Origin of the sequence: Kitasatospora sp. NPDC059817 (assembly GCF_042731835.1) — a bacterium.
Taxonomy (GTDB): domain Bacteria; phylum Actinomycetota; class Actinomycetes; order Streptomycetales; family Streptomycetaceae; genus Kitasatospora.
The window spans coordinates 3,680-25,994 of the sequence record NZ_JBHWIR010000108.1 but is presented as its reverse complement, the minus strand read 5'-3'; the positions used below and the strand labels follow the sequence as shown (position 1 = coordinate 25,994).

General features: G+C 72.1%; 21 protein-coding genes and 1 tRNA gene. 5 read left to right on the top strand and 17 right to left on the bottom strand.

The window, feature by feature from the left end:
• From ACFV61_RS22525 to ACFV61_RS22465, 13 genes are all read right to left on the bottom strand, one after another.
• Positions 1 to 233: NDP-sugar synthase (locus ACFV61_RS22525; RefSeq protein WP_380444583.1), on the bottom strand; the 233-nt coding region annotated here is incomplete at its 3' end.
• Between the two features lie 74 nt (positions 234 to 307).
• A complete protein-coding gene (locus ACFV61_RS22520; RefSeq protein ID WP_063348624.1) occupies positions 308 to 1,300 on the bottom strand; it encodes a GDP-mannose 4,6-dehydratase in 993 nt (330 codons plus the stop codon).
• Between the two features lie 204 nt (positions 1,301 to 1,504).
• On the bottom strand, positions 1,505 to 3,022 hold the full coding sequence (locus ACFV61_RS22515; protein ID WP_063348625.1) for a hypothetical protein: 1,518 nt from the start codon (positions 3,020 to 3,022) through the stop codon (positions 1,505 to 1,507).
• A gap of 73 nt (positions 3,023 to 3,095) precedes the next feature.
• A complete protein-coding gene (pelF, locus tag ACFV61_RS22510; RefSeq protein WP_079135759.1) occupies positions 3,096 to 4,610 on the bottom strand; it encodes a GT4 family glycosyltransferase PelF in 1,515 nt (504 codons plus the stop codon).
• Between the two features lie 114 nt (positions 4,611 to 4,724).
• Positions 4,725 to 7,073, bottom strand: coding sequence for a hypothetical protein (locus tag ACFV61_RS22505; RefSeq protein ID WP_380339903.1), 2,349 nt, complete (start codon positions 7,071 to 7,073; stop codon positions 4,725 to 4,727).
• Between the two features lie 751 nt (positions 7,074 to 7,824).
• Positions 7,825 to 8,718 carry an RNA polymerase sigma factor SigF gene (locus ACFV61_RS22500; protein WP_363370626.1) on the bottom strand — a complete coding sequence of 298 codons (894 nt, stop codon included), beginning with the start codon at positions 8,716 to 8,718 and terminating at the stop codon, positions 7,825 to 7,827.
• A gap of 144 nt (positions 8,719 to 8,862) precedes the next feature.
• Positions 8,863 to 9,645, bottom strand: a complete 783-nt coding sequence (locus ACFV61_RS22495) for an RNA polymerase sigma factor SigF (RefSeq protein WP_244293642.1) — start codon at positions 9,643 to 9,645, stop codon at positions 8,863 to 8,865.
• Between the two features lie 338 nt (positions 9,646 to 9,983).
• Complete coding sequence (locus ACFV61_RS22490; protein ID WP_063348630.1) at positions 9,984 to 10,277, bottom strand: Dabb family protein; 294 nt, start codon at positions 10,275 to 10,277, stop codon at positions 9,984 to 9,986.
• A 92-nt stretch (positions 10,278 to 10,369) separates the two neighbouring features.
• A complete protein-coding gene (locus ACFV61_RS22485) occupies positions 10,370 to 10,534 on the bottom strand; it encodes a hypothetical protein (RefSeq protein ID WP_167745863.1) in 165 nt (54 codons plus the stop codon).
• 452 nt (positions 10,535 to 10,986) lie between these two features.
• A tRNA-Ser gene (locus ACFV61_RS22480) sits at positions 10,987 to 11,073 on the bottom strand.
• A 92-nt stretch (positions 11,074 to 11,165) separates the two neighbouring features.
• Positions 11,166 to 11,693 (bottom strand): tRNA adenosine(34) deaminase TadA, encoded by a 528-nt coding sequence (gene tadA, locus ACFV61_RS22475; protein WP_380426421.1) that lies wholly within the window; start codon positions 11,691 to 11,693, stop codon positions 11,166 to 11,168.
• Between the two features lie 63 nt (positions 11,694 to 11,756).
• Positions 11,757 to 12,293 (bottom strand): tRNA adenosine deaminase-associated protein, encoded by a 537-nt coding sequence (locus ACFV61_RS22470; RefSeq protein WP_063351275.1) that lies wholly within the window; start codon positions 12,291 to 12,293, stop codon positions 11,757 to 11,759.
• 303 nt (positions 12,294 to 12,596) lie between these two features.
• Entirely contained in the window at positions 12,597 to 12,833 is a 237-nt protein-coding gene (locus ACFV61_RS22465) for a hypothetical protein (RefSeq protein ID WP_063348632.1), read from the bottom strand.
• Positions 12,834 to 12,997: 164 nt separating this feature from the next.
• On the opposite strand from ACFV61_RS22465, the gene upp reads away from it, so the two are divergent.
• Positions 12,998 to 13,633, top strand: a complete 636-nt coding sequence (upp, locus tag ACFV61_RS22460; RefSeq protein WP_063348633.1) for a uracil phosphoribosyltransferase — start codon at positions 12,998 to 13,000, stop codon at positions 13,631 to 13,633.
• A gap of 74 nt (positions 13,634 to 13,707) precedes the next feature.
• Here the strand turns inward: upp and ACFV61_RS22455 are convergent, their stop codons facing one another.
• Together ACFV61_RS22455 and ACFV61_RS22450 are read right to left on the bottom strand one after the other, a co-directional pair.
• Entirely contained in the window at positions 13,708 to 14,388 is a 681-nt protein-coding gene (locus ACFV61_RS22455) for a LytR C-terminal domain-containing protein (RefSeq protein ID WP_208869181.1), read from the bottom strand.
• 253 nt (positions 14,389 to 14,641) lie between these two features.
• Positions 14,642 to 14,938, bottom strand: coding sequence for a type II toxin-antitoxin system VapB family antitoxin (locus ACFV61_RS22450; RefSeq protein ID WP_063348635.1), 297 nt, complete (start codon positions 14,936 to 14,938; stop codon positions 14,642 to 14,644).
• A 202-nt stretch (positions 14,939 to 15,140) separates the two neighbouring features.
• Between ACFV61_RS22450 and ACFV61_RS22445 the strand changes: the two genes are divergently transcribed.
• On the top strand, positions 15,141 to 16,706 hold the full coding sequence (locus ACFV61_RS22445) for a helicase HerA-like domain-containing protein (protein ID WP_380493571.1): 1,566 nt from the start codon (positions 15,141 to 15,143) through the stop codon (positions 16,704 to 16,706).
• A gap of 19 nt (positions 16,707 to 16,725) precedes the next feature.
• Here ACFV61_RS22445 and ACFV61_RS22440 read toward each other — a convergent pair whose 3' ends face one another.
• Entirely contained in the window at positions 16,726 to 17,892 is a 1,167-nt protein-coding gene (locus ACFV61_RS22440; protein WP_380493569.1) for a hypothetical protein, read from the bottom strand.
• 255 nt (positions 17,893 to 18,147) lie between these two features.
• On the opposite strand from ACFV61_RS22440, the gene ACFV61_RS22435 reads away from it, so the two are divergent.
• Positions 18,148 to 18,666, top strand: coding sequence for a YbhB/YbcL family Raf kinase inhibitor-like protein (locus ACFV61_RS22435; RefSeq protein ID WP_380339886.1), 519 nt, complete (start codon positions 18,148 to 18,150; stop codon positions 18,664 to 18,666).
• Between the two features lie 5 nt (positions 18,667 to 18,671).
• On the top strand, positions 18,672 to 19,553 hold the full coding sequence (locus ACFV61_RS22430; RefSeq protein ID WP_380493567.1) for a hypothetical protein: 882 nt from the start codon (positions 18,672 to 18,674) through the stop codon (positions 19,551 to 19,553).
• 31 nt (positions 19,554 to 19,584) lie between these two features.
• Here ACFV61_RS22430 and ACFV61_RS22425 read toward each other — a convergent pair whose 3' ends face one another.
• Positions 19,585 to 20,550 carry a YafY family protein gene (locus tag ACFV61_RS22425; RefSeq protein ID WP_363370701.1) on the bottom strand — a complete coding sequence of 322 codons (966 nt, stop codon included), beginning with the start codon at positions 20,548 to 20,550 and terminating at the stop codon, positions 19,585 to 19,587.
• A 132-nt stretch (positions 20,551 to 20,682) separates the two neighbouring features.
• Between ACFV61_RS22425 and ACFV61_RS22420 the strand changes: the two genes are divergently transcribed.
• Positions 20,683 to 22,203, top strand: coding sequence for an MFS transporter (locus ACFV61_RS22420; RefSeq protein ID WP_380493565.1), 1,521 nt, complete (start codon positions 20,683 to 20,685; stop codon positions 22,201 to 22,203).
• Positions 22,204 to 22,315 lie beyond the last annotated feature (112 nt).

The following is a 22,315-nucleotide window of genomic DNA, read 5'->3' as shown; positions in this document are numbered from 1 at the left end:
GCGTAGCCGACCCGCAGCCCCCACTGGGAGCCGTTGCCGACGTACGCGCGGATGATGTGGCCGAGGTGGCCGATGGCCAGGGTGACGGTCTTGAAGCCCGCGGCGGCGAGCTGGCGCATCACGATCTCCAGGATCGCGTGCTGGTCGCCGATCGGGACGAGCGGCTTGGGAAGGGCGGTGGTGTACGGGCGGAGGCGAACGCCCTTACCGCCGGCCAGGATCACTGCATGCATGGTGTTTCCCCCACGGAAAGGATGTGCAGGACACGAACCTTGGTTACCAGGACGGGCATTGATCGGTACGGCGGTCAGACGTTGTAGATGTCGGTCTTGTAGCGGGCCAGGTTGGCCGGGTCGCGGAAGAACTCGATGGTCTGCTCCAGACCCTGCTCCAGGGTGAACTGGGGAGCCCAGCCGGTGGCCTCGCGCAGCCGGGTGGCGTCCGCGACCAGGCGCATGACCTCGGAGTTGGCCGGGCGGATGCGCTGCTCGTCCTCCTTCACCAGGAGGTCGACGCCCATCAGCTTGCCGACCAGGGAGACCAGGTCGCCGACCGAGATCTCGCCACCGGTGCCGGCGTTGAAGGTCCGGCCGACCACGGTCTCGGCGGGAGCGGTGCCGACCGTGCGGAACGCGTGCGCGGTGTCCTTGACGAACATGAAGTCGCGGGTCGGGCGCAGGTCGCCGAGGGTGATCTCGGTCTCGCCGGCGGCGACCTGGGCGATCACGGTCGGGATGACGGCGCGCATCGACTGGCGCGGGCCGAAGGTGTTGAACGGGCGCAGGGTGACGACCGGGGTCTCGAAGCTGGCGTGGTAGCTGTCGGCCAGCCGGTCCCCGCCGGCCTTGGAGGCGGCGTACGGGGACTGGGTGTTGATCGGGTGGTCCTCGGTGATCGGCACGGTCTGCGCGGTGCCGTACGTCTCGCTGGTGGAGGTGTGCACCAGGCGCGGGATCTCCTGGTGGCGCACCGCCTCCAGCACGTTCAGGGTGCCGGTGACGTTGGTGTCGACGTACGAGTGCGGGGCCAGGTAGGAGTACGGGATCGCTATCAGGGCGGCCAGGTGGTAGACCGCCTCGGTGCCCTTGACCAGGCCGTTGACCGAGCCCGGGTCCCGGACGTCGCCGAGGACGATCTCGACCGAGTCCAGCACCTCCTTGGACAGGGTCTCCAGCCAGCCGAAGGACGAGAAGGAGTTGTACTGGACCATCGCCCGGACCTGGTGCCCGTCGGCGACCAGGGACTCGACGAGGTGGGAGCCGATGAAGCCCTCGGCTCCGGTGACCGCGACGCTGCTCATGCGTGATTCGCTCTCTCGATTTTGGGAACGGCCGGACTCCCGGTGGCGACCGGCCGGTGGTGGTTCAGCTGTGCCGTGACGCGTGTTGAGGTGAAGCGCGTTCGGGTGAAGCGTGTTCGGGTGAAGCGCGTTGTGGAGCGTGTTCGGTGAAGCGGGTCCAGCGGTGCACGCGAATTGGGCGTGCGTGATTTCGGTGTTCGGTGTTCAGCGGTGCTGGGTGGTGCGGCCGAGCGCAGGCCCGGCGATGGCGGTGAGGAGCAAGGCGGCCGCCCCGCAGCCGATCAGCTGCAGGACGATCGGATCCGCACCGGTCAGCAGCCCGGCGCTCTCGGCACCCGCGGCGGCCAGACAGATGAGGGCGGTGCTCCAGCTGAACCCGAAGGCGTTCAGCAGCAGCGCCAGCCAGAGCGAGCCGCCGAGGAGCAGCATCGCGCCGAGCTGCGGCACGCCGAGCGCGGGGGCGCCGGGCCACAGCACGGTCGTGGCGGCGTCCAGCGCGGCCACGGTGGTGAGGTAGATGAACAGGCAGCCGAGCAGGATCCCGCCGGTGCGGCGGGTGAACTGCCCGCTGGTGTGGCTGGTGCGCAGCGCGGCCACGGCCATCGCCCGGTAGCGGAAGAGCAGCCACTCGGCGAGGCCGAGACTGAGCGTCAGCGCGATCATGGCCGGTCCGGTCGGGGTGGCCTTCGCACCGTGCGCGGCGCCGGTCTGCACCGCCTGGTGGATGGTCTCGCCGAGACCGGCGATCAGCGTGAGGGTGCCGCAGGCCAGGCCGAACAGCAGGTGCGGGACCTCCTGGCGGATCGGCAGTTTCAGCTCGACGGACTCCTTCTCGCCGCCCCGGATGCAGAACAGCAGCTCCCGGGCGGCCAGGCCGACCGCCAGCACCAGCGAGACGAGCAGCACGACCGTCCGCACGACCTGCGGGACGTCCGCGGCCAGCACCACGCCCGCGCCCACCGAGGCCGGAACCAGCGCCAGCAGCAGGAACTTCTCCCGCCCCAGCACCAGCAGGACGGTGGCCGCGCCCAGGTACAGCGACTGCCCGGCGGCGAAGAAGAGCGCGCCCAGCGGCCCGCCGACCACGTACGCCGCGGCGGACGCGACCAGCGCGCCCAGCGGCGCCCCGAGGGCCAGGCAGATCGCGGCCTCGCGGCGCCGCAGCCGGCCGAGCCAGCGGTACGAGCGGTGTGCCAGCGCCTGGTTGAAGCCCCAGCTGACCAGCGTCGCGACGGACAGCGCGAGCATGCCGGAGGGCAGGCCGAACCGCATCCGGGTGGCCGCGAACAGGTTGGCGCCGAGCAGGTAGCCGAGCCCGGGCAGGGCGAACACCAGGCCGCGCACGACGCAGCGCCAGGGGTCGGCCCGCCACGGGTTGGCGAACTCGGAGCTCGGGCCGGGGTAGCGGCGCTCGACCTTCTCGAACAGCTCCTCGGCGAGGGTGAACGAGTCGGGGCGGCCGTACAACAGGGCGGCCTGCTCGTCGGAGAGGCCGTCGGACTCCAGGAACGCGGCGATCTCGTACGGGTGGACGGCATCGGCGCAGATGTCGTGCAGCCGCTCGGCGAGCTCGTCCAGCGGGTCCGCGGAGAGGTCGAGCTGCTCCTCGGGCTCGGGCTGGGCCGACGGGGTGGGGCGGCGGCGCTTGAGCGGCAGGGTGCGCAGCTGCATCGTCCGCTCGGAGCCGCCCTCGTCCTCCACGAGCCGCAGGGGGCCACTCATGCTTCCACCCCGCTGCGCTCGGTGGCCGCTTCGCGGTACACGCACCTGTCGATGGTTCTCTCGCTCCGCTCGTTCACGCGCCCACCTCGCTGTGCTGGGGCTGGGCGGCGGCGAGCTGCTGGTCCCAGTCGGTGGTGGGGGTCTGGTCGGTGACGGCCACCACGCCGTCCGGCATCCAGCGGGCGGTGCCGAGGAGTTCGGTGTAGATGCCCCGGAAGCCGTCGATGTTCTGGCGGAGCGTGAACTGTTCGATGACCCGCAGTCGGGCCTGTTCGCCCAGGCGGGCGCGCCGCTCGGCGTCGCGCAGCAGCTCGATCGAGGCGGCCGCCATCGGTTCGGGTTCGCGGGGCGGGACGACGAGTCCGGTGTCGCCGACGGCTTCGCGGACGCCGCCGACGTCGGTCGAGACGGTCGCGCGGCCGCAGGACATCGCCTCGATCAGGGTGAACGGGAAGCCCTCGCTGATGCTGGAGAGCATGACCACGTTGCCCGCCGCGTACGCGTCGGTGATGTCGGCGACGCGGCCCTCGAAGGCCACCGAGTCGGCGATGCCGAGTTCGGCGGCCAGGGCTATGCAGCCGTCCCGGTAGGCCTCGCCGCCCTTGGGAGTTCCGCCGAAGAGCCGCAGCCGCGCCTCGGGGATCTCACGGTGGACGATGGCGAAGGCCCGGATCAGCGTCTCCAGGTCCTTGATCGGGTCTACCCGGCCGGCCCAGCTGAGGGTCGGCGTCTCGGGTTCGGGCCCGGCGGGCGGGAAGGCCGCCGGGTCCACGCCGTTGTAGACGGTGCGGATGTGGGCGGACGGCGTGCCGCCGCGCTCCTCCCAGCGCCGGTTGTACCGGTTGCCGGGGGTGACCAGCGCGGCCTGCCGGTAGCTCTCCTCGGCGAGCATCCGGTAGAAGCCGAGCAGCAGCGCCTTGACCGGCCAGCGGTACGGGCCGGTGCGGTAGCCGAGGTAGCGCTCGCGCAGGTAGATGCCGTGCTCGGTGAGCAGAAACGGTACGCCGTACTGCTGGGCGGCGATCAGCCCGGGCAGGGTGGCCAGCCCGCCGCTGGCGGCGTGCGCGACGCCGCCGGTGGGCGGTTCGACCGAGAGCGGCCGTAGGGCGTGCTCCAGCAGGTCGGTGGCGTTCAGGGCGTCGTGCATGGTGGGCCGGGAGACGGCCGTGGGCAGGTAGTCCCGGGTCCAGACGTGCTGGAGGGTGCGCAGGGCGCGCTCGCTGCGCAGCGCCGGGCTGAGCAGCCCGCGCCGGGCGAGGTCGGCGAAGCCGTACAGCTCGGTGCCGAAGTGGGTGGTGTAGACCGGATCGAGGATGGAGTGGAGGAAGCGCTCGTACGCGTTGAGGAAGCGCCGCATCTCCTTGCCGCGGGGCGGTCCGGCCTCGGAGGCCGGGCCCCACAGCGGTGCGGTCGTGACCGACCGCACGTTGGCGGGCAGCTCCCAGGCCAGCGGCTCCTGGCCGGTACCAGTGACGGCGATGACGTCGAAGTCGACGTCCGGCATGCCTTGAACGAGCTGGTCGCACCAGACACTCACACCGCCGTGCTGGTGCGGATACGTCCCCTCGGTGAGCAGGGTGACGCGCATCTCCTGTCCCCCCTCCTGTTCCTTGCTTCGGTGTCCGGTCTGGGTGGCCGGAACGGGACCCGAGGCAGGGCCGGACCGGGCGACCGGCCCGGCCCTGCCATCGGGTGCTGCGGGCTACCGGTTGCCGGAGCGTCCGGTGGTACTGGTGCCGAGCGAGGCCGCCCCCCCGGTGGCCTTACCGCTCTTGGCGGCGGCGGTGCCGCCGTTGCCGTTGGTGGCGACGTCCTTGCCGGGCACCGGGGTTCCGCTACCGGGGACCAGGGTCGGGGCGCTGGTACGACCGGTGTCGCTCGGGCCCACCGGGACGGGAGTGGCGACGCCCTGCGGGACGACCTTCTTGTCCGCCGGGGCCGGGGCCGGGACGGACTTGGCCGCGACGCCGGGGGCGACGGCGGCCGGGGCGGCCGGGGTGCCGGCCGAGGGGAGCTGCAGGGAGACGCTGCTCTGCAGGGTGCCCGGGGACACCCAACCGGAGATCGTACCGGCGTAGGACGAACCGAAGGCGGTCGATCCGATGACCAGCTTCTGAGAAGTTCCGGTCGGCATGGTGGCCTGGACCTGAACACCGGCCGGAGCGTTGACCGTGACGGTGTTGCCGACCCGGTAGCCGGTGACCTGGCCGGCCGAGACGGCCGAGTTCCAGGCGGCGCGGCGCTGGAACTCCTGGCCGATCTCGCGCTCGCCGAGGTTCACGATCGGGGTGTTGTCGGCGTGCAGCGACCGGTAGGTGCCGAGGATCTTCTCCAGCACCGGGTAGAGGATCCGGTCCTCGGACAGGTTCGACTGGTGGATGAAGTGCGGCCGCGGGTCGTTGCTCAGCACGTGCCCGAGGTCGATCCGGGCCTCCAGCGGCACGATGTACGACTGGAAGCCGGTGTTCGCGTCCAGCGGCTGCGTCAGGCAGGTGGAGTTGGCGTTGTTCTCACAGACGCCGCTGCCGCCGTTGGCCTTGCTGGTGTAGATCCAGTTGTACTCGTCGGCCTCCTCCTTCGCCGTGCCGGCGTTGTAGAAGACGTTCATCGGGTAGCGCGGCACGGTCAGCGTGGACGAGCCGACGGCCCGCTGGGCGGGCTCGCGGGAGGCGTCGCTGCCGGTGAACTTGATGCCGTTGGCGGCCAGCGCCGGCGCCAGGTTCGGGTTGTCGCTGGTCTCCTGCGGGGCGGTCAGCAGACCGGAGTGCTCGCCGGTGACCAGGGCCTGCGGGTCGACCTTCAGGCCGTTCTTGGCGGCCCAGTCGAAGTTGTCCTTGATCTGGCCCGAGATGGTGTTCTGGTCGGTCCAGACGGTCTTGCCCGCGGAGTCCTTGGTGCAGCGCCACGGCACCACGGTGACGTCCTGGACGCAGCCCAGGTACGGGTGGCTGTAGGTGTGGTTGACCCAGCGGTAGCTGTTCTGGTCGGCGATCATCTGGTTGACCGTGGGGTCCACCGTGGTCTGGTGGTCGGCCTTCCAGTCCTCGCTGCCGCCACCGTTGAACACCATGTCCAGGGTGAAGTTGTTGGCGGTCTGCCACTGCTTGAGGTGCTGGGCGTCGTCCGGCGTCATCCGGATCGGGTTGGCCGTGTCCGGGGTGCCGGGCGGGCAGGTGACGTCGCCGGGGGTGCACTTGAGCACGGTGTCCCAGCGGTCGTCGGCCAGGAAGACGTCGTCCACGTGGGCCGCGAAGTAGTTGCGGTCGTAGCCGAGGTGGACGCCCTGGGTGATCCAGTCGACCATGCCGCGGGCGAGCAGGCGGTACTGCTGCTGGTACTGGTTGTAGACGAACGTGACGACCAGTTCCTTGCGGCCGTCGTGCGTGTACTCGCCGACCAGCGAACCGCGCGAGGTGGTGCTCGGGATCGCGGCGTCGACCAGCGGGACGAACGAGGCGCCGGCCGGCAGGTTGGCCAGTGGCGTGGCCAGGTAGCCGTAACTCTCGCTGACGGTCGGATCGTTGTCCTCGAACGGCACGCTGCCCTTGAGGTACCCGAACGGGCCCGAAGTGCCGGCCGTGGTGGTGGCGCCCTGGAATCCGTCCAGCGTGCCGTAGTAACCGGGATTCACCGCGTAGTTCAGCCCCACCGCAGGACTGGCGAACGTGTACGCGTCGATCTGCCGGATTCCGAATGCAGCTTCGTAGCCCGCGATGGCCGTCATCTCGGCCGCACTGTTGGGGAAGGGGTTTTCGTTGGGAAGGACGATGCCCTGGTACTTCCCGCGGGGCTGGCCGTTCACCGTGTCGCTGAGGAAAGCGGAGTTGATGATGGGACGGTTGGTGTCGTTGAGGTTGACGACCTTGTACGGGGTGCCCTGGTTCTTGAGTTCGGCGGTGATCGCCGCGACCGACGGGCCTCCGTCGTCGATGACCAGGATGGTGAGGTCGATCCTGGGCGGCGTGTCGCCGTGGGCCAGGGTGGTCTGCAGGCCGCTGGCCAGCAGAACTGCCGCCGCGCACGCGGCAACTCTTCGGGTCGCTCGACCCATGGTGATCCTCCCCTTGGGTAGGCGCCTCGCTGCTCAGCGCTCGCCTGCCCTGTAGCTGTTCGCGGGCAGCAGGCTGCCCGGCGCCCATCCTGGTCGAGGGGGGCCTCTGCGAGGGACCAATTGGGCGAGAGTGCAGCGAACCTGTTACCAACGTTCATGGCGAAGCCATGAAGGCGCCGATTGTGACCGGAACCGGACCGGCCATGCAAATAATGAATTGAGAATGAAAAAGCGGAAGCTGAGAGCTACACCTGGTTACCGCCCGTGCGGCTTGGGCGGACCACCGGACACCTACACTGTCGTCGTCGCGCATGACACTCTTGCACATCTTGCCGACGCCTTGGGCAGGTTCATGCAATATCGGGCACCGCTGTGCCATGTGACAGTCCGAATATGCAATGGAGGTGCACGCGCGGTCGATCGGCGGACCGAGTCCGGTGCAATCGGGGCCGGGCGGAAAGCGGCGCCGGAGCCGGTCGAACGGCGCTGGTCGGGCGCAGTCCCGGGCTGCCGCGGTAAGGCCAACGCCCGTGATCCCGGCGGCTATTGGACGGCCGGGCGGGCGGGCGCCGCGGTGTGCTGTGGCCCTGTGCGGTGATGGCCTGAACCATGTCGTTGCCGACGACTTCGGCCCCCGCGCGCACGCCGTCGGCGCCGACCGCGGACCCGTCCTCGCCGACTACCTGCGCGCCGCCGAACGCGCCGCCGCAGTGGTCGGCCGGGCGATGGACGACGCCGTCCCGGGGCAGGATCAGCCCTCGCTGATCAGGCCCTCACGAAGCTGGGTCAGCGTCCTGGTGAGCAGCCGGGAGACGTGCATCTGGGAGATGCCGATCTCGTCGCCGATCTGCGACTGGGTGAGGTTGCCGAAGAACCGCAGCATGATGATCCGGCGCTCGCGCGGCGGCAGCTTGGCCAGCAACGGTTTCAGCGACTCCCGGTACTCGACGCCTTCCAGCGCGAGGTCCTCGTAGCCGAGCCGCTCGGCCAGCGGTCCGTCGCCGTCCTCCTCGCTGGGGCTGGAGTCGAGCGAGCTGGCGGTGTAGGCGTTGCCCACCGCGAGGCCCTCGACCACGTCCTCCTCGCTGACCCCCAGGCAGGTGGCCAGTTCGGCGACGGTGGGGGAGCGGTCCAGCCGCTGGGACAGGTCGTCACCGGCCTTGGTGAGCGCCAGCCGCAGCTCCTGGAGCCGCCGGGGCACCCGGACCGACCAGCTGGTGTCCCGGAAGAAGCGTTTGATCTCGCCCACCACGGTGGGCATCGCGAAGGTGGGGAACTCCACCCCGCGCTCGGGGTCGAACCGGTCGATCGCCTTGATCAGGCCGATGGTGCCGACCTGGACGATGTCCTCCATCGGCTCGTTGCGGCTGCGGAAGCGCGCCGAGGCGTACCGGACCAGCGGCAGGTTGAGCTCGATCAGGGTGTCGCGGACGTACGTGTGCTCCGCGCTGCCCGGTTCCAGGGCGGCCAGCCGCAGGAACAGCGAGCGCGACAGCGTCCGGGTGTCCAGCCCGGAGCCGGGCGGCGTCTCGGGCCCGGGCGGCGCGGCGGCCGGGACCCGCTGGAGCGGGATCCGGTCCTCGGCGACAGCCGTACCGTTGGCCTGACCAGCGTGGATCTCCGCAGTGCCCAGCTCTCCGGACATGCGCCCACCCCCTTGTGACTGACAGTTGAACGGGGGCCGTCGCACGGAGGTTCCCGGCGGGGGCCCTCCCCCTCCATACCGGAACACGGTGCACGGCAAACCCGAACGTCGCAAGATGTCACGCGAGGGTAACGCGCTGCAATCTCAGTCTTCCCAGGAGTTGCCGGTCCGAAGCCTCGTCAGGATGCGGGAGAGCAGCCGCGAGACGTGCATCTGGGACATCCCCAGCTCGGTGCTGATCTGCGACTGGGTCAGGTTGGCGAAGAACCGCAGCATCACGATCCGCCGCTCCCGCTCGGGCAGCTGGACCAGCAGGTGGCGGACCATGTCCCGGTGCTCGACCTCGGCCAGCGCGGAGTCCTCGTAGCCGAGCCGGTCCAGCAGGGCGAGTCCGCCCTCGTGCTCCTGCGCCGCCTCCAGCGAGGCCGCGTTGTAGGCCCGCCCGGCGTCCAGGCAGGCCCGGACGTCCTCCTCGGGGATCCGCAGGCTGGCGGCGATCTCCGGCACCTTGGGGGCCCGGCCGTGCAGCACCGTCAGCTCCTCCATCGCGCCGCTGACCTGGACCCACAGCTCCTGGAGCCGGCGCGGGACGTGCATGGTGCGGACGTTGTCCCGGAAGTAGCGCTTGATCTCGCCGAGGATGGTGGGCAGTGCGTAGGTGGGGAACTGGACGCCGCGGGTGGGGTCGAACCGGTCGATCGCGTTGATCAGGCCGATGGTGCCGACCTGGACGACGTCCTCCATCGGTTCGCTGCGGCTGCGGAAGCGGGTGGCCGCGTAGCGGACCAGGGGGATGTTCACCTCGATCAGGGCGGCCCGGACCCGCTCCCGCTCGGGGGTGCCCGGGGGCAGCTCCGCGAGCCGTTCGAACAGCACCCGGGTCAGCGTCCGGACGTCCACCGCGGGGCGGCCGCCGGGGCCGCGCAGACCGTCCGGGCGGAGCTCGCCGGCCGGGCTGATGATCGACGCCAGTACCTCGTCGGACACGTCACCCCTCCCTCAGTCGATAACGAAGGGCCCTGCGGATCGGGTGTCGCGGCTGCTTCACCACCTCGCCATGTCCGGCAAAACCGGTCATAGCATCACAAGGCGGGCGCAGGTCGGGCAAGCACCCGGCGGAGGTGTGTTGGTGCGGCATCGGGGCTTCACCGGGCTTCCCGCCCAGGCGCCGCACGGATCGTTCCGGGGCGGAGCAAGGCGCCCCGTCCGGTGGCCGGACGGGGCGCGGCGGGCCGTCCGAGGGACGGACCCGGGTGCCTCGGGTGTCAGACCTCGATGTCGGCGATCACCCAGGTGGCGAATTCGCGCCACTGACCGGCCGCGGCCTGATGGGCCGGGTGGGTCAGGTACGCGTGCAGGGCGTCGCGGTCCTCGACCAGGCTGTTGATCGCGTAGTCGTGGGCGATGTCCCGCTCGGTGGTGTTCCAGCCGCACTCCCACTCGCGCAGCTCGGGGATCAGCGAACCCAGCTCGGCGAACGCCTTGGCGCCGGCGAGCGCGCGCTCGTCGTCCTTGCGGACGCCTTCGTTGAGCTTGAACAGGACCAGATGCCGGATCACGATTGCCGCTCCTCGCGGACGGGGACAGAGGGTCCCGCACACCGTAGCCGGTGCGCCGGGGCGGGACGACGGGCCCTACGCGAGCGGAGCGCTCACTTGATCAGTCCGGTCATGAAGGTGCCGACCGCCTTGGCCGCGTTCGAGATGCCCTCGAAGCCCAGTTGGACGAGCTGGGCGGAGCGGGCCGGCGAGCTGATGATCGAGTAGAGGACGAAGATGAGCAGGAGGGCCATGCCGATCTTCTTCGCCTGCGCCATCGGGTGTCGTCCTCTCCTGCTGTGGGCCGCCGCCATCCGGGTCCCCGAGCGGCCCTGCGGAAGCAGCTTATCCATCGGACGGGCTATCAAGTGTGCGACGCGTTCGCCCGGCGGGACGAAGGTCCCCGTGAGTGGGGCCTTTCTCCGGATGCCCGGAAGCGGCCCGGGCGGCAGGATGGAAGACGTGCCGAGGATCTGGCAGGAATCCCCGGTGCGTGGATCCGGAGCTCCCCGCTGTGGGACCGGGCGCCGCGGCTTCCCCCCGACGCGGCGCCGGTTGTGGGACTCCGCCGGGGGAGCGGTCGTCCCCCCGAGCCGCTCCCCCTTTCCAGGCTCCGTACTCTCCGGGCGTTGGTGGTCATCAGCCCGGAGTACGGAGCCCTTTTCGCGTTCGAGGGTGCGCGGAAACGCCGAAGGCCCGTCCGGATCGGACGGGCCTTCGGGCTTTCCAGCGGTAGCGGTGGGATTCGAACCCACGGTGAAGTTGCCCCCACACACGCTTTCGAGGCGTGCTCCTTTGGCCGCTCGGACACGCTACCGAGGGGAACTCTACCGGACGGGTGCGCGGTCACGAAATCCATAGGGACGGGCGGCCGGCGGGGGACCCGGCGGCGGAAGTCGGCGCCGGACGTCAGCGGTGGGACTCGAAGAACTCGCGCAGCTGCTCGCCGCACTCGTCGGCGAGGACGCCCCAGACCACCTCGGGGCGGTGGTTGAGCCGGCGGTCGCGCATCACGTCGAAGAGCGAGCCGGCCGCGCCGGCCTTCTCGTCGAGGGCGCCGTAGACCACCCGGTCGATCCGGGACAGCACGATGGCGCCGGCGCACATCGTGCAGGGCTCCAGGGTGACGACCAGGGTGCAGCCGCTGAGCCGCCACTCCCCGACCCGTTCGGCCGCCTGCCGGATCGCGACCACCTCGGCGTGCGCGGTCGGGTCGCCGACCGCCTCGCGCTCGTTGTGGCCGCGCCCGATCACCTCGCCGTCCGGGCCCAGGACGAGCGCCCCGACCGGGACGTCGCCGGTGGCCGGCGCCAGGGCGGCCTCGGCGATGGCGAGGCGCATCGGCGCCGCCCAGCGGTCGCGGACCGGGTCGGGGCGGACGGGGGCGGGCAGGGGGGCGATGCGGGGGACGGCCTGCGGGGCGGATGCGGACTGCATGGCATCCAGTGTCGGGTATCCGGCGGTGGGCACTGGCCTGGTCACCGGCCTGGTCACCGCCCGCTACCGGACCGCCTCCAGGACCTCGCCGCAGCCGAGGGCCTCGGCGATCTCCTCCAGGGCGTCGCCCGGGACGGCGCCCTCGCCGCTGAGGGCGAGCAGCTCCTCGGCGGCCAGGCCGAACTCGGTGAGCAGGTGGGCGTCGCCGAGCGGGCCGACCGGGACGCCGCTGCGGGCGTCCTCGTCCTGCTCCTGCGCCTCCTCGTCCTCCTCCAGCTCGACGACCAGGTGGTCCAGGTCGCCGAACTCGCTCTCACCGGCTTGGTCGACCAGCTCGTCGGTGAGGACGGAGCCGTAGGAGCTGCGGGCGGCGGCGGCGCCGTCGGACACGAAGATCCGCGGGTCCTCCTCGCCGTCCACCCGGACGATGGCGAACCAGGCGTCCTCCTGTTCGATGAAGATCAGGACGCTGTCGTCGTCCTGCGTGGAGTCGCGGGCCAGTTCGGTCAGGTCGGCGAGGGTTTCGACGTCGTCGAGCTCCGTCTCGCTCACATCCCACCCGTCCTCGGTGCGAGCAAGCACTGCAGCGAAGTACGCCACCAGGGACACTCCCAAGATCTCGGTCTCGGCTGTCGGCGCGCTCGGGCAACGCGAAAATCTGGCCGCCCCCGCGCCAGAGGCGGCCCGCTCGTTCGGACCGTCCCATCGGAATCGTGACAGAAAGCCCGCCCTTGCGGGGGGTGTTCGGCAGCGCGTCTTTGCAGGTCGTGTCGGAAGGGCCGGCCGGCGGCCGGTGTGGCGCCGGCGCCACCGCCCGGGGCCCACCGGATCCGGACCGGCCGGTCGGCGGAGCCGCAGGGGGAGCTGCGGGGGGAGCCGCGCCGGAACCGCTGCGGATCCTCGTCAGATCCGGAAGGTTCGCATCCGCATGGCTTCGCGCATCCGCCGTTCCTTGGTCCGCCGGGGCTGGACCCGCTCCCGGAGTTCGCGGGCCTCGGTGAGCTCGCGCAGGAAGACGGCCCGCCGCCTGCGGCGGTCCGCCTCGGTCTCCGGGGGGTCCTGTGGCGGGCCGGGGCGATTGCCCGACCGGCCTGCGGGCTCGTCCGCCGAGCCGTCCCCGGCGTTCGGGTTGCTCGTCATAAGACGTGACATTCCCAGATCAGCCCGGTTGATACCACAGGAGGCGCTTCCGTCCGGACATTCGCGGGGCGTCACGGCTCGATACGGCCGGGTGCACCCCGGCGACGGGGCGGTCGGCACGCGGCGAGTCGTACAGGCGTGCAGACCCGGGCTAACCTCGATACATGCGTCTCCACGTCGTCGACCACCCCCTGGTGGCCCACAAGCTCTCCACCCTGCGCGACGAGCGCACCGACTCGCCGACTTTCCGTCGCCTGACCGACGAGCTGGTGACCCTCCTCGCCTACGAGGCCACCCGGGACGTCCGCACCGACGAGGTGGAGATCACCACCCCCGTGGCGGTCACGCTCGGCACCCGCCTCAGCTACCCCCGCCCGCTGGTCGTGCCGATCCTGCGCGCCGGTCTCGGCATGCTGGACGGGATGACCCGACTGCTGCCGACCGCCGAGGTCGGCTTCCTCGGCATGGTGCGCAACGAGGAGACCCTGGAGGCCTCCACCTACGCCACCCGGATGCCGGACGACCTCTCCGGCCGCCAGGTCTACGTGCTCGACCCGATGCTGGCCACCGGCGGCACCCTCGTCGTGGCGATCAAGATGCTGATCGAGCGCGGCGCCACCGACGTCACCGCCGTGGTGCTGCTGGCCGCGCCCGAGGGCGTCGAGGTGATGAAGCGCGAGCTGGCCGGCCTGCCGGTCACCGTGGTCACCGCCGCCCTGGACGAGCGGCTCAACGAGAACGGCTACATCGTGCCCGGCCTCGGCGACGCGGGCGACCGCCTGTACGGCACCGCCGGCTGAGCGGATCCCCCGAACGGACGAGAGCCCCCCGGCGCGGTGCCGGGGGGCTCTCCTGTTGCGCGGGACGACCGGCCTCAGCAGCTGCCGGTGGCGGTCGGGGTGGGGGACGGCTTGGTCGCGAGGGCGAGGGCGGCGGCCGCCTGGGTCTCGTCCAGCAGGGCGTTGTAGCTGTCGCCGACCACGAAGTCCACGGTGCCGTCGGTACGGGCGTCGGCGGTGGTGGTGGCCCCGGCGATCTGCGAGCCGAGCAGGGTGGCGGCGCCGGCGCCGGCCGGGCCGGCGATCACCTGGGCGGTGCCGGGCACCTTCTTGTCCAGTTCGGCCGGGGCGTTGCCGACCTTGCCGATGGTGAAGCCGCGCTTCTTGAGCTCCTCGGCGGTCCGGCCGGCCAGGCCGCCCTTGGTGGTGGCGTTGTAGACGTTCACCGTGACGCCGGCCGGCTGCGGGATCGCGTGCGGGTCGCCCGGGGCGGCGGGCGCGCCGGAGCCGGTGGGCGCACCGGGCGTGGCGCCCGGGGAGGGGGCGGCCAGCGGCTTGCCCGACGGGGTCACGCAGGCCTGGGCGGAGGAGTTCTTGTTCTTCCCGCTGAAGATGTCGTAGAGCTGGACGCCACCGAGGCCGATCAGGGCCAGGGCGAGCAGGCTCGCGAGCCCGGAGATCACCTTGCGGCTCTTCCTCGGGGGCCGGCCGAGTCGTGGATAGGCGTTGCCGGTGACGCGGTACTGCTTCCCCTTGAGGCCTTGGGGAGTCAACATGCTCACGGTTTGTCTCCCCCTCGTGCCAGGGCGGGGTCGGGATGACGGATCGGCTGGTGCGAGTGGATCCCGTGGTGCGGGCGGATCCCCTGGTCGCGGCCGTAGTCAGCAGCGTAGTGCCGTCCGGCTGCGAAGGTACTAAATGATCATCATCTGGAGTACGCCGGTACCCGAAAGGAGGTACCCGGGTACGCGCGGACCGCCCTCCGCCGGGTGGCGAGGGGGCGGTCCAGGAGCCCGTGCAGAGGGTCCGTCATTCCATTTCGAGGACCCGGGCGTGCAGCACCTGGCGCTGCTGCAGTGCGGCCCGCACCGCCCGGTGCAGTCCGTCCTCCAGGTACAGGTCGCCGCGCCACTTCACCACGTGCGCGAAGAGGTCCCCGTAGAAGGTCGAGTCCTCGGCGAGCAGGGTTTCGAGGTCGAGTTGCCCCTTGGTGGTCACCAGCTGGTCGAGCCGCACCGGGCGTGGGGCGACGTCAGCCCACTGTCGGGTGCTCGTCCGGCCGTGATCCGGGTACGGCCGCCCATTGCCGATGCGCTTGAAGATCACACGGAAAGCCTACCGTTTGGGCGGCGGATGGCGCAGCCGCCGCGACGCCGCCACGCGCTCGGGTGTGAGCTGCAGGAGGGCGATTGCGGCTGTTTGATGGGAAATGTCGCGAACATCGCCGGGTTCCGATCGGGACACGGCCCGCCCGGGACCGGGTTCCGGGCCCGCCCCGCCTCCCCGCACCGCCCAGGAGAGTGCCCCGATGTCCTCCGCCCTCACCCCGTCGGCCGTCCGGGAGATCGCCGACGGGTACGCCTTCACCGGGCCCGCCCTCGACCTCGGCGCGGTGCTGCTGGACGGCACCGCCTACCCGGACGCCCAGGTGCGCATCCCGCTCGGGGTGCTCAACCGGCACGGGCTGGTCGCCGGCGCCACCGGCACCGGCAAGACCAAGACCCTCCAGCTGATCGCCGAACAGCTCTCCGCCCAGGGCGTGCCGGTGTTCCTCGCCGACGTCAAGGGGGACGTCTCCGGCGTCGCCGCGCCCGGCGCGCCGAGCGAGCGCACCGCCGCCCGCGCGGCCGAGGTCGGACAGCAGTGGAGCCCGCAGGGCTGCCCGGTCGAGTTCTACTCGCTCGGCGGCCAGGGCGCCGGGATCCCGATCCGCGCCACCGTCACCAGCTTCGGGCCGCTGCTGCTCGCCAAGGTGCTCGACCTGAACGAGACCCAGGAGTCCTCGCTCAGCCTGGTGTTCCACTACGCCGACACCAAGGGCCTGGAGCTGTACGACCTCAAGGACCTCACCGCCGTCATCGCCTTCCTCGCCTCGCCCGAGGGCAAGGAGGAGCTGAGGACCATCGGCGGTCTCTCGTCGGCCACCGCCGGGGTGATCCTGCGCGCGCTCACCCTGCTGGAGAACGAGGGCGCCGGGGCGTTCTTCGGCGAGCCCGAGTTCGACACCGCCGAACTGCTGCGGACCGCCCCGGACGGCCGGGGCGTCGTCTCGGTGCTGGAACTGCCCGCCGTCCAGGACCGGCCGCGGCTGTTCTCCACCTTCCTGATGTGGCTGCTCGCCGACCTCTACCAGGAACTGCCCGAGGTCGGCGACCTGGACAAGCCCAAGCTGGTGTTCTTCTTCGACGAGGCGCACCTGCTGTTCAAGGGCGCCTCCAAGGCCTTCCTGGAGGCCATCACCCAGACCGTCCGGCTGATCCGCTCGAAGGCCGTGGGCATCTTCTTCGTCACCCAATCCCCGCGCGACGTCCCCTCCGACGTGCTCGCGCAGCTGGGCAACCGGGTGCAGCACGCGCTGCGCGCCTTCACCCCGGACGACGCCAAGGCGCTCAAGGCCACCGTCTCGACCTTCCCGCGCTCCTCCTACGACCTCGGCGCGGTGCTCACCTCGCTCGGCACCGGCGAGGCCGTGGTGACGGTGCTCTCCGAGAAGGGCGCGCCGACGCCGGTCGCGGCCACCCGGCTGCGGGCGCCGCAGTCCCTGATGGGGCCGATCGAGGCGGGCGCGCTGCGGGCCGTCGTCGACGCCTCGCCGCTGACGGCGCGCTACCGGGACGCGATCGACCGGGAGTCGGCGTACGAGAAGCTGGCCGCGCGGGCAGCGCGGGCGCCCAGGCCGGAGGCCGCCGCACCGGTTAGGGTGTCGAAGGAGCGGGAGCCCGCCCCGCGGCGGGAGGAGCCGAAGGGGGCGGGCGGGCTGCTCGATTCGCTGCTCAGCAACCCGACGGTGAAGTCCCTGGCGCGTTCGGCCGGGAAGCAGCTCGGGCAGGAGATCTCGCGCAGCCTGTTCGGGACGTCCAAGCGGCGGCGGTAGCGGCCGGGCCCCGCGGTGCCTACCCGGCCAGGGCGGCGCCGATCCGGTCGAGCGAGGACAGCCGCATCAGGCCGTAGTTGTAGAACTCGACCTCGGGGACGCCCAGTTCGCGCAGGGTCGCGATCTTGGCGGCGAGGTTCGCCGGACCGTCGCAGTCCGAGGCCATCGGCCGCAGGATCACCGCCATGTCCTGCGGGCGGACGCCGTGCAGGGCGAACGCGGCGATCTTCTCCCGGACGGCCTCCGGGGTCTTCGCGTAGCCGAGCGTCTCGATCTGGTCGGTCGCCTTGGCGAGCGCGGGCAGGTCGATGCCGGACAGCCAGCCCTTGCCCGGGCCGGCGCCGTCCATGAAGCTCAGCCGCATGCCGTGGAGCCGGGCCTCCTCGGTCAGTTCGGCGGCCAGCGTGGTGACGGTGGTGGTGGCGGCGTCCAGGTAGGCGGCCAGGGCGCCGTCCGCGAGCGCGCTCAGGTCGGCGGGCTCGGCGGCGGCCGCCTCGTCGGCCAACCGGCGGCGCAGCTCGGTGCGGACGGCCTCCGCGACCTCCTCCGCCGGGACGCCCACGCGGGTGGCGGCGGCGCGGCAGTGCGGGCAGAAGCAGATGCCGAGCAGCGCCTCGGCGCCCGCGCCCAGTTCCTCGAAGTAGCGCTCGTGGTGGTAGCCGTGGCGCAGCCCGTGGAAGTGCAGGGACTCGGCCCGGATCGCGTCCACGCCGTACCGGGCCAGCTCGGTGACCAGGGTCCGCGCGTACTCCCGGACCTCCGGGGCGGCCGGGCAGAGCTCGGTGAGGTGGCGGTCGCCGAAGGCGTTGGCCGGGGCGCAGTCCGGGTGGGCGAAGCCGAGCCGGTCGTTGTGGCAGAACACCGTCCAGGCGTGCAGCTTCAGCCCCCGGCGGCGGGTCTCGGCGGCGGCCTCGGCGAAGGGGTCGCGGTCGCCGATCGCGGTGGACGGGGCGGGCGCGAGCCGGCGGCCCCGCCAGCGGGCCGGATCGGGGCGGAAGTAGGCCGCGCCGGGCTCCAGGTAGCGGATCACCCGGCGGGGGTTGTGCGGGAAGACGTCCCGGGCCTCGTGGTAGACCGAGGCGAGGGTGACGCCGCCGACCCCGGCGCGGTCGGTGAGGTTGCCGAAGAAGGTGTCGGCGCCCTCGTCGAGCAGGTCGGTGGCGAAGGCGAGGACGGACGACTCCACGGTGCGGCTCCGGAGCTGGGGGCGGGTGCGCTGTCCACGCTAGCCGCAGGGGCCGGATTGGTCTATACCTGGCGATTTGAGCGGACCGGGCCCGAACGAGGGGCGACCGGATCGGGGCGGCCGGACCGGACGGGCACCCCACTACAGTGAGCCGTGTCCGACAGACCGTGTCCGACAGGCCGTGCCCGTCGGACCGTGTTCTTCAGCGTCCTTCAGCCCGAGGCCGTCCACGGCCCGTTGAGAGGTGACCACCCCATGAGCGTTCGCCCGCCGCTGCCGTACGACTTCCTGCCGCAGGTGCCGTCCTTCCCGCTGACCAGCCAGGACATCGCCGACGGCGGCACACTGGCCGGGGAGTTCAGCCACGCCGGCGGCAACCGGTCGCCGCAGCTGGCCTGGTCGGGGCTGCCCGAGGGCACCCGGAGCATCGCCGTCACCTGCTACGACCCGGACGCGCCCACCGGCTCCGGCTGGTGGCACTGGCTCGCCCTCAACCTGCCCGCCGACACGGTCGAACTGCCGCGCGGCGCCGGCTCCTCGGACGACGACCTGCCCGGCGCGGCCTCCTTCCACGGCCGCAACGACTTCCCCGGCCACCAGTACGACGGCGCCGCCCCGCCGCCCGGCGCCCCGCACCGGTACGTCTTCGCGGTGCACGCCCTGGACGTCGAGAAGCTGGACGTCTCCGCCGACACCCCGGCGGCCCAGATCGGCTTCCACCTGACCTTCCACACGCTGGGGCGGGCGCTGCTCACCGCCGAGTACGGGGTCTGAGCACGGTGGGCCACGATCCGGTCGAGGTCTGGCGGCTGCCCGAGGAGGACCGGTCGGCCGGTCGTAGGGCCGTGGCCTGGACGGTCGGGCCGGCCGGGGAACTGGCCCTCCTGGTGGTGCCGGAGCAGCACCTGGCGCCGGCCGGATCCTGGCCGCCGGTCCGGCTGCCGTTCGACGGCGAGGCGGTCGTGGTTTCCCCGCAAGGGGAGTGGCGGGTGCCCCTGTCCGGCGTCTCCTGCTCGCCCGACCACTTCGGGCTGCTGCCGGGCGGCCGGGTGCTGCTGGCCGGGTACCGGGCCGAGCAGGACGGGGAGGAGTGGCTGCCCAACGCGGCCGTGTACGGCGCGGACGGGGCGTTCGAACGGGAGCTCGCGCTCGGTGACGACGTCCAGGTGCTGGTGACCGACCTGGACGGCCGGATCTGGATGGCCTACGGGGACGAGGGCATCTACGGCGACCACCCGATGGCGGCCGCCGGGCTGCGGGCCGCCGACACCCGGGGCCGGGTGGTGTGGAGCCCGGACAAGCTGCCGTCCTACCCGCTGGAGGGCCTGGCCGGCGCGACCGACGGCCGGAGCGCCTGGCTGGCCTGGTACCCGAGCCCGTCGGTCAGCCACCTCACCCGGATCGACGCGGTCGACCGGCCGTCGACCACCGTGCCGTGCCCGGTCCGGCTGCCGGTCGGCTTCGCGATCCGCGGCGGGCAGGGCGTCTTCCTGTCCAGCGGCGGCGAGTTGACCTGGTACCAGCTGATCGGCAAGGAGTGGAAGCAGACCCGGCGCCGGCAGCTGAGCGTGCCCGGCGCGCTCGACCGGGTGCGGGCGCACGGCCGGGACGGCGCGCTGTGGTTCCGCGCGGGGGACTGCTGGTACCGGATCGAGGCTTAGGGCCTGCCCGGCGGATCCTGCCGGGCGGGCCCTAACCGCCCGCGCGGGTGGCCCGGTCGGCGCGGGCGGCCAGGGTGCGTAGGTGGGTGATCAGCTCCGGTGGCTCGTGCACCTCGAACTCGCAGTCCAGCGTCAGCAGCCGTACCGCCGTCCACTCCAGGGAGTCCGTGCGGGAGCGCAGCCGGCAGCGGTGCTCGTCGATCGGCTCGATCTCGGAGTCGCCCCGGTCGAAGTGCCGCCGGACGTTCGCGGCCGGGGCGTGCACGGTGGCGACCACGGCGCGGGCCGGTGACTGGCGGCGCAGCTTGCCCGCCACGTACGCGGCGGCGTCCTCGGCCGGGAGCGGGCGCGGGGTGAAGTGGGCGCCGGTGGCGCGGGGTTCGCTGAGGCGGTCGACGCGGAAGAGCCGCCAGTCGTCCCGGTCCAGGTCGTAGCCGACCAGGTACCAGCGGCGGCCGGCCGAGACCAGCCGTTCGGGTTCGACGTTGCGTCTGGTCTCGGCGCCGTCGCCGGCCCGGTAGGCGAAGCGCAGCCGTTCCCGGTTGGTGACGGCGCCGGCGAGCACGGTGAGGTCGTCCGGGTCGACGGTCGGGCCGTCGCCGGTGAGCAGTGGCATGGTGGCGGTGTTGAGCGCGCCCACCCGGTGCCGCAGGCGGCCCGGCAGCACCTGGAGCAGCTTGGCGAGGGCGCGGACCGAGGCCTCCTCTATGCCGACCACCGCGTGCCCGGCGGCCGCCCGCAGTCCGACCGCGATGGCGACGGCCTCCTCGTCGTCCAGCAGCAGCGGCGGCATCGCCGTCCCCGCGACCAGCCGGTAGCCGCCGACCGCGCCCATGGTGGCCTGCACCGGGTAGCCGAGGTCGCGCAGCCGGTCGATGTCGCGGCGGATCGTCCGGGGGCTGACACCGAGCCGTTCGGCGAGTTCGCTGCCGGGCCACTCGCGCGGGGTCTGCAGCAGGGACAGCAGGTTCAGCAGCCGTGCGGGGGTGTCCGTCATGCCGTCCAGGATGCCGGACAACTGGGACAGGATCTGACCTACATGCCCCGTACCCTCGTGGACGTGCCGACGAGCAGTGCGAGCAGCGCGAGCAGGACGAGCAGGACGAGCAGGACGAATGAGGAGTACCGAATGAAGACCGCGGACGCGGACCGACGGAGGTGGATCGCGCTGGCGATCGTGATGGTCGCCTCCTTCATGGACCTGGTGGACGTCACCATCGTCAACATCGCCATCCCCAGCATCCAGGAGGACACCGGCGCCTCCTTCAGCGCCATCCAGTGGGTCACCGGCGGCTACGCGCTGGCCTTCGCGATCGGGCTGATCACCGGTGGCCGGCTGGGCGACATCTACGGCCGCAAGCGGCTGTTCCTGATCGGCATCGGCGGGTTCACCGTGGCGTCCGCGCTGTGCGGCCTGGCCTCCGGCCCCGAGATGCTGGTCGGGATGCGGGTGCTCCAGGGCGGCACGGCGGCCATGATGGTGCCGCAGGTGCTGTCGATCATCCACGCGACCTTCCCGGCGGAGGAGCGCGGCAAGGTGTTCGGCATGTTCGGCGCGGTGGTCGGGCTGGGCGCCGTCTCCGGGCCGCTGATCGGCGCACTGCTCACCGAGTGGGACCTGTTCGGCCTGGCCTGGCGCCCGATCTTCCTGATCAACCTGCCGGTCGGCATCGCGGGGCTGCTGCTCGGGCGCCGCTTCATCGACGAGTCGAAGGCCGAGCGGGCGCTCAAGCTGGACCTGGTCGGGGTGGCGCTGGCGAGCGTCGGCCTGCTGATGCTGATCTACCCGCTGACGCACGGGCGGGAGGCCGGCTGGCCGCTCTGGGGCTACCTGTCGATGGCCGGCAGCCTGGTGGTGTTCGCGCTGTTCGTGGCGTACGAGAAGGCCAAGACGCGGCGGGACGGCTCGCCGCTGGTCGAGCTGTCGCTGTTCCGGGTGAAGAGCTTCGCGGCCGGCATCGGCGTGCAGCTGGCCTTCGGCGTGGTCTGCGGGATCTTCTTCCTGGTCTGGACGCTGTACATGCAGCTGGGCCTCGGCTGGAGCCCGCTCAAGGCCGGCTCCACCGGCATCCCGTTCTCGCTCGCCGTCTCGGCCGCGGCCGGGCTGTCCGTGCAGAAGCTGGTGCCCCGGTTCGGACGCCGGGTGCTCCAGACCGGCGCGCTGGTGATGGCGGCGGGCGTGCTGACGTACATCTGGGAGGCGGACCGGTACGGGACGGCGATCGCGCCCTGGCAGATGGCACTGCCGCTGGTGGTGATGGGCCTGGGGATGGGCCTGATCGTCGCGCCGATCACCGACGCGATCCTGGCGGAGGTGCCGCGCGCGCACGCCGGTTCGGCGTCGGGGCTGATCAACACCGTCCAGCAGATGGGGAACGCGCTGGGGCTCGCGCTGGTGTCGGTGGCCTTCTTCGGGGCGATGGACGACGTGGTCGCGCCGGAGGCGATGGGCACCGCGTTCGGCGGGGCGTTCGTCCACGCGATGTGGTGGGTCGCGGGGGCGCTGCTGGTGGTGTTCCTGCTGATGTTCGCGCTGCCGCGGCGCAAGGCGGTCGCGCCGGCCGGCGCGGATGCAGCGGGTGCGGTGGACGCGCCGGCGACGGCGGGTGCGGCGGATCCGACGGACGAGCGGGAGCCCGTCCTGGCCTGACAGGCACTGCTGAGGGGCCCCGGGGCGCCCCCCCCCCCCGCGCGCCGCGGGGCGCGGGGGGGGCGGGGGGCGGTAGGCGGGGGGGCGCCGGGCGGCGCGGGCCACGGGGGCC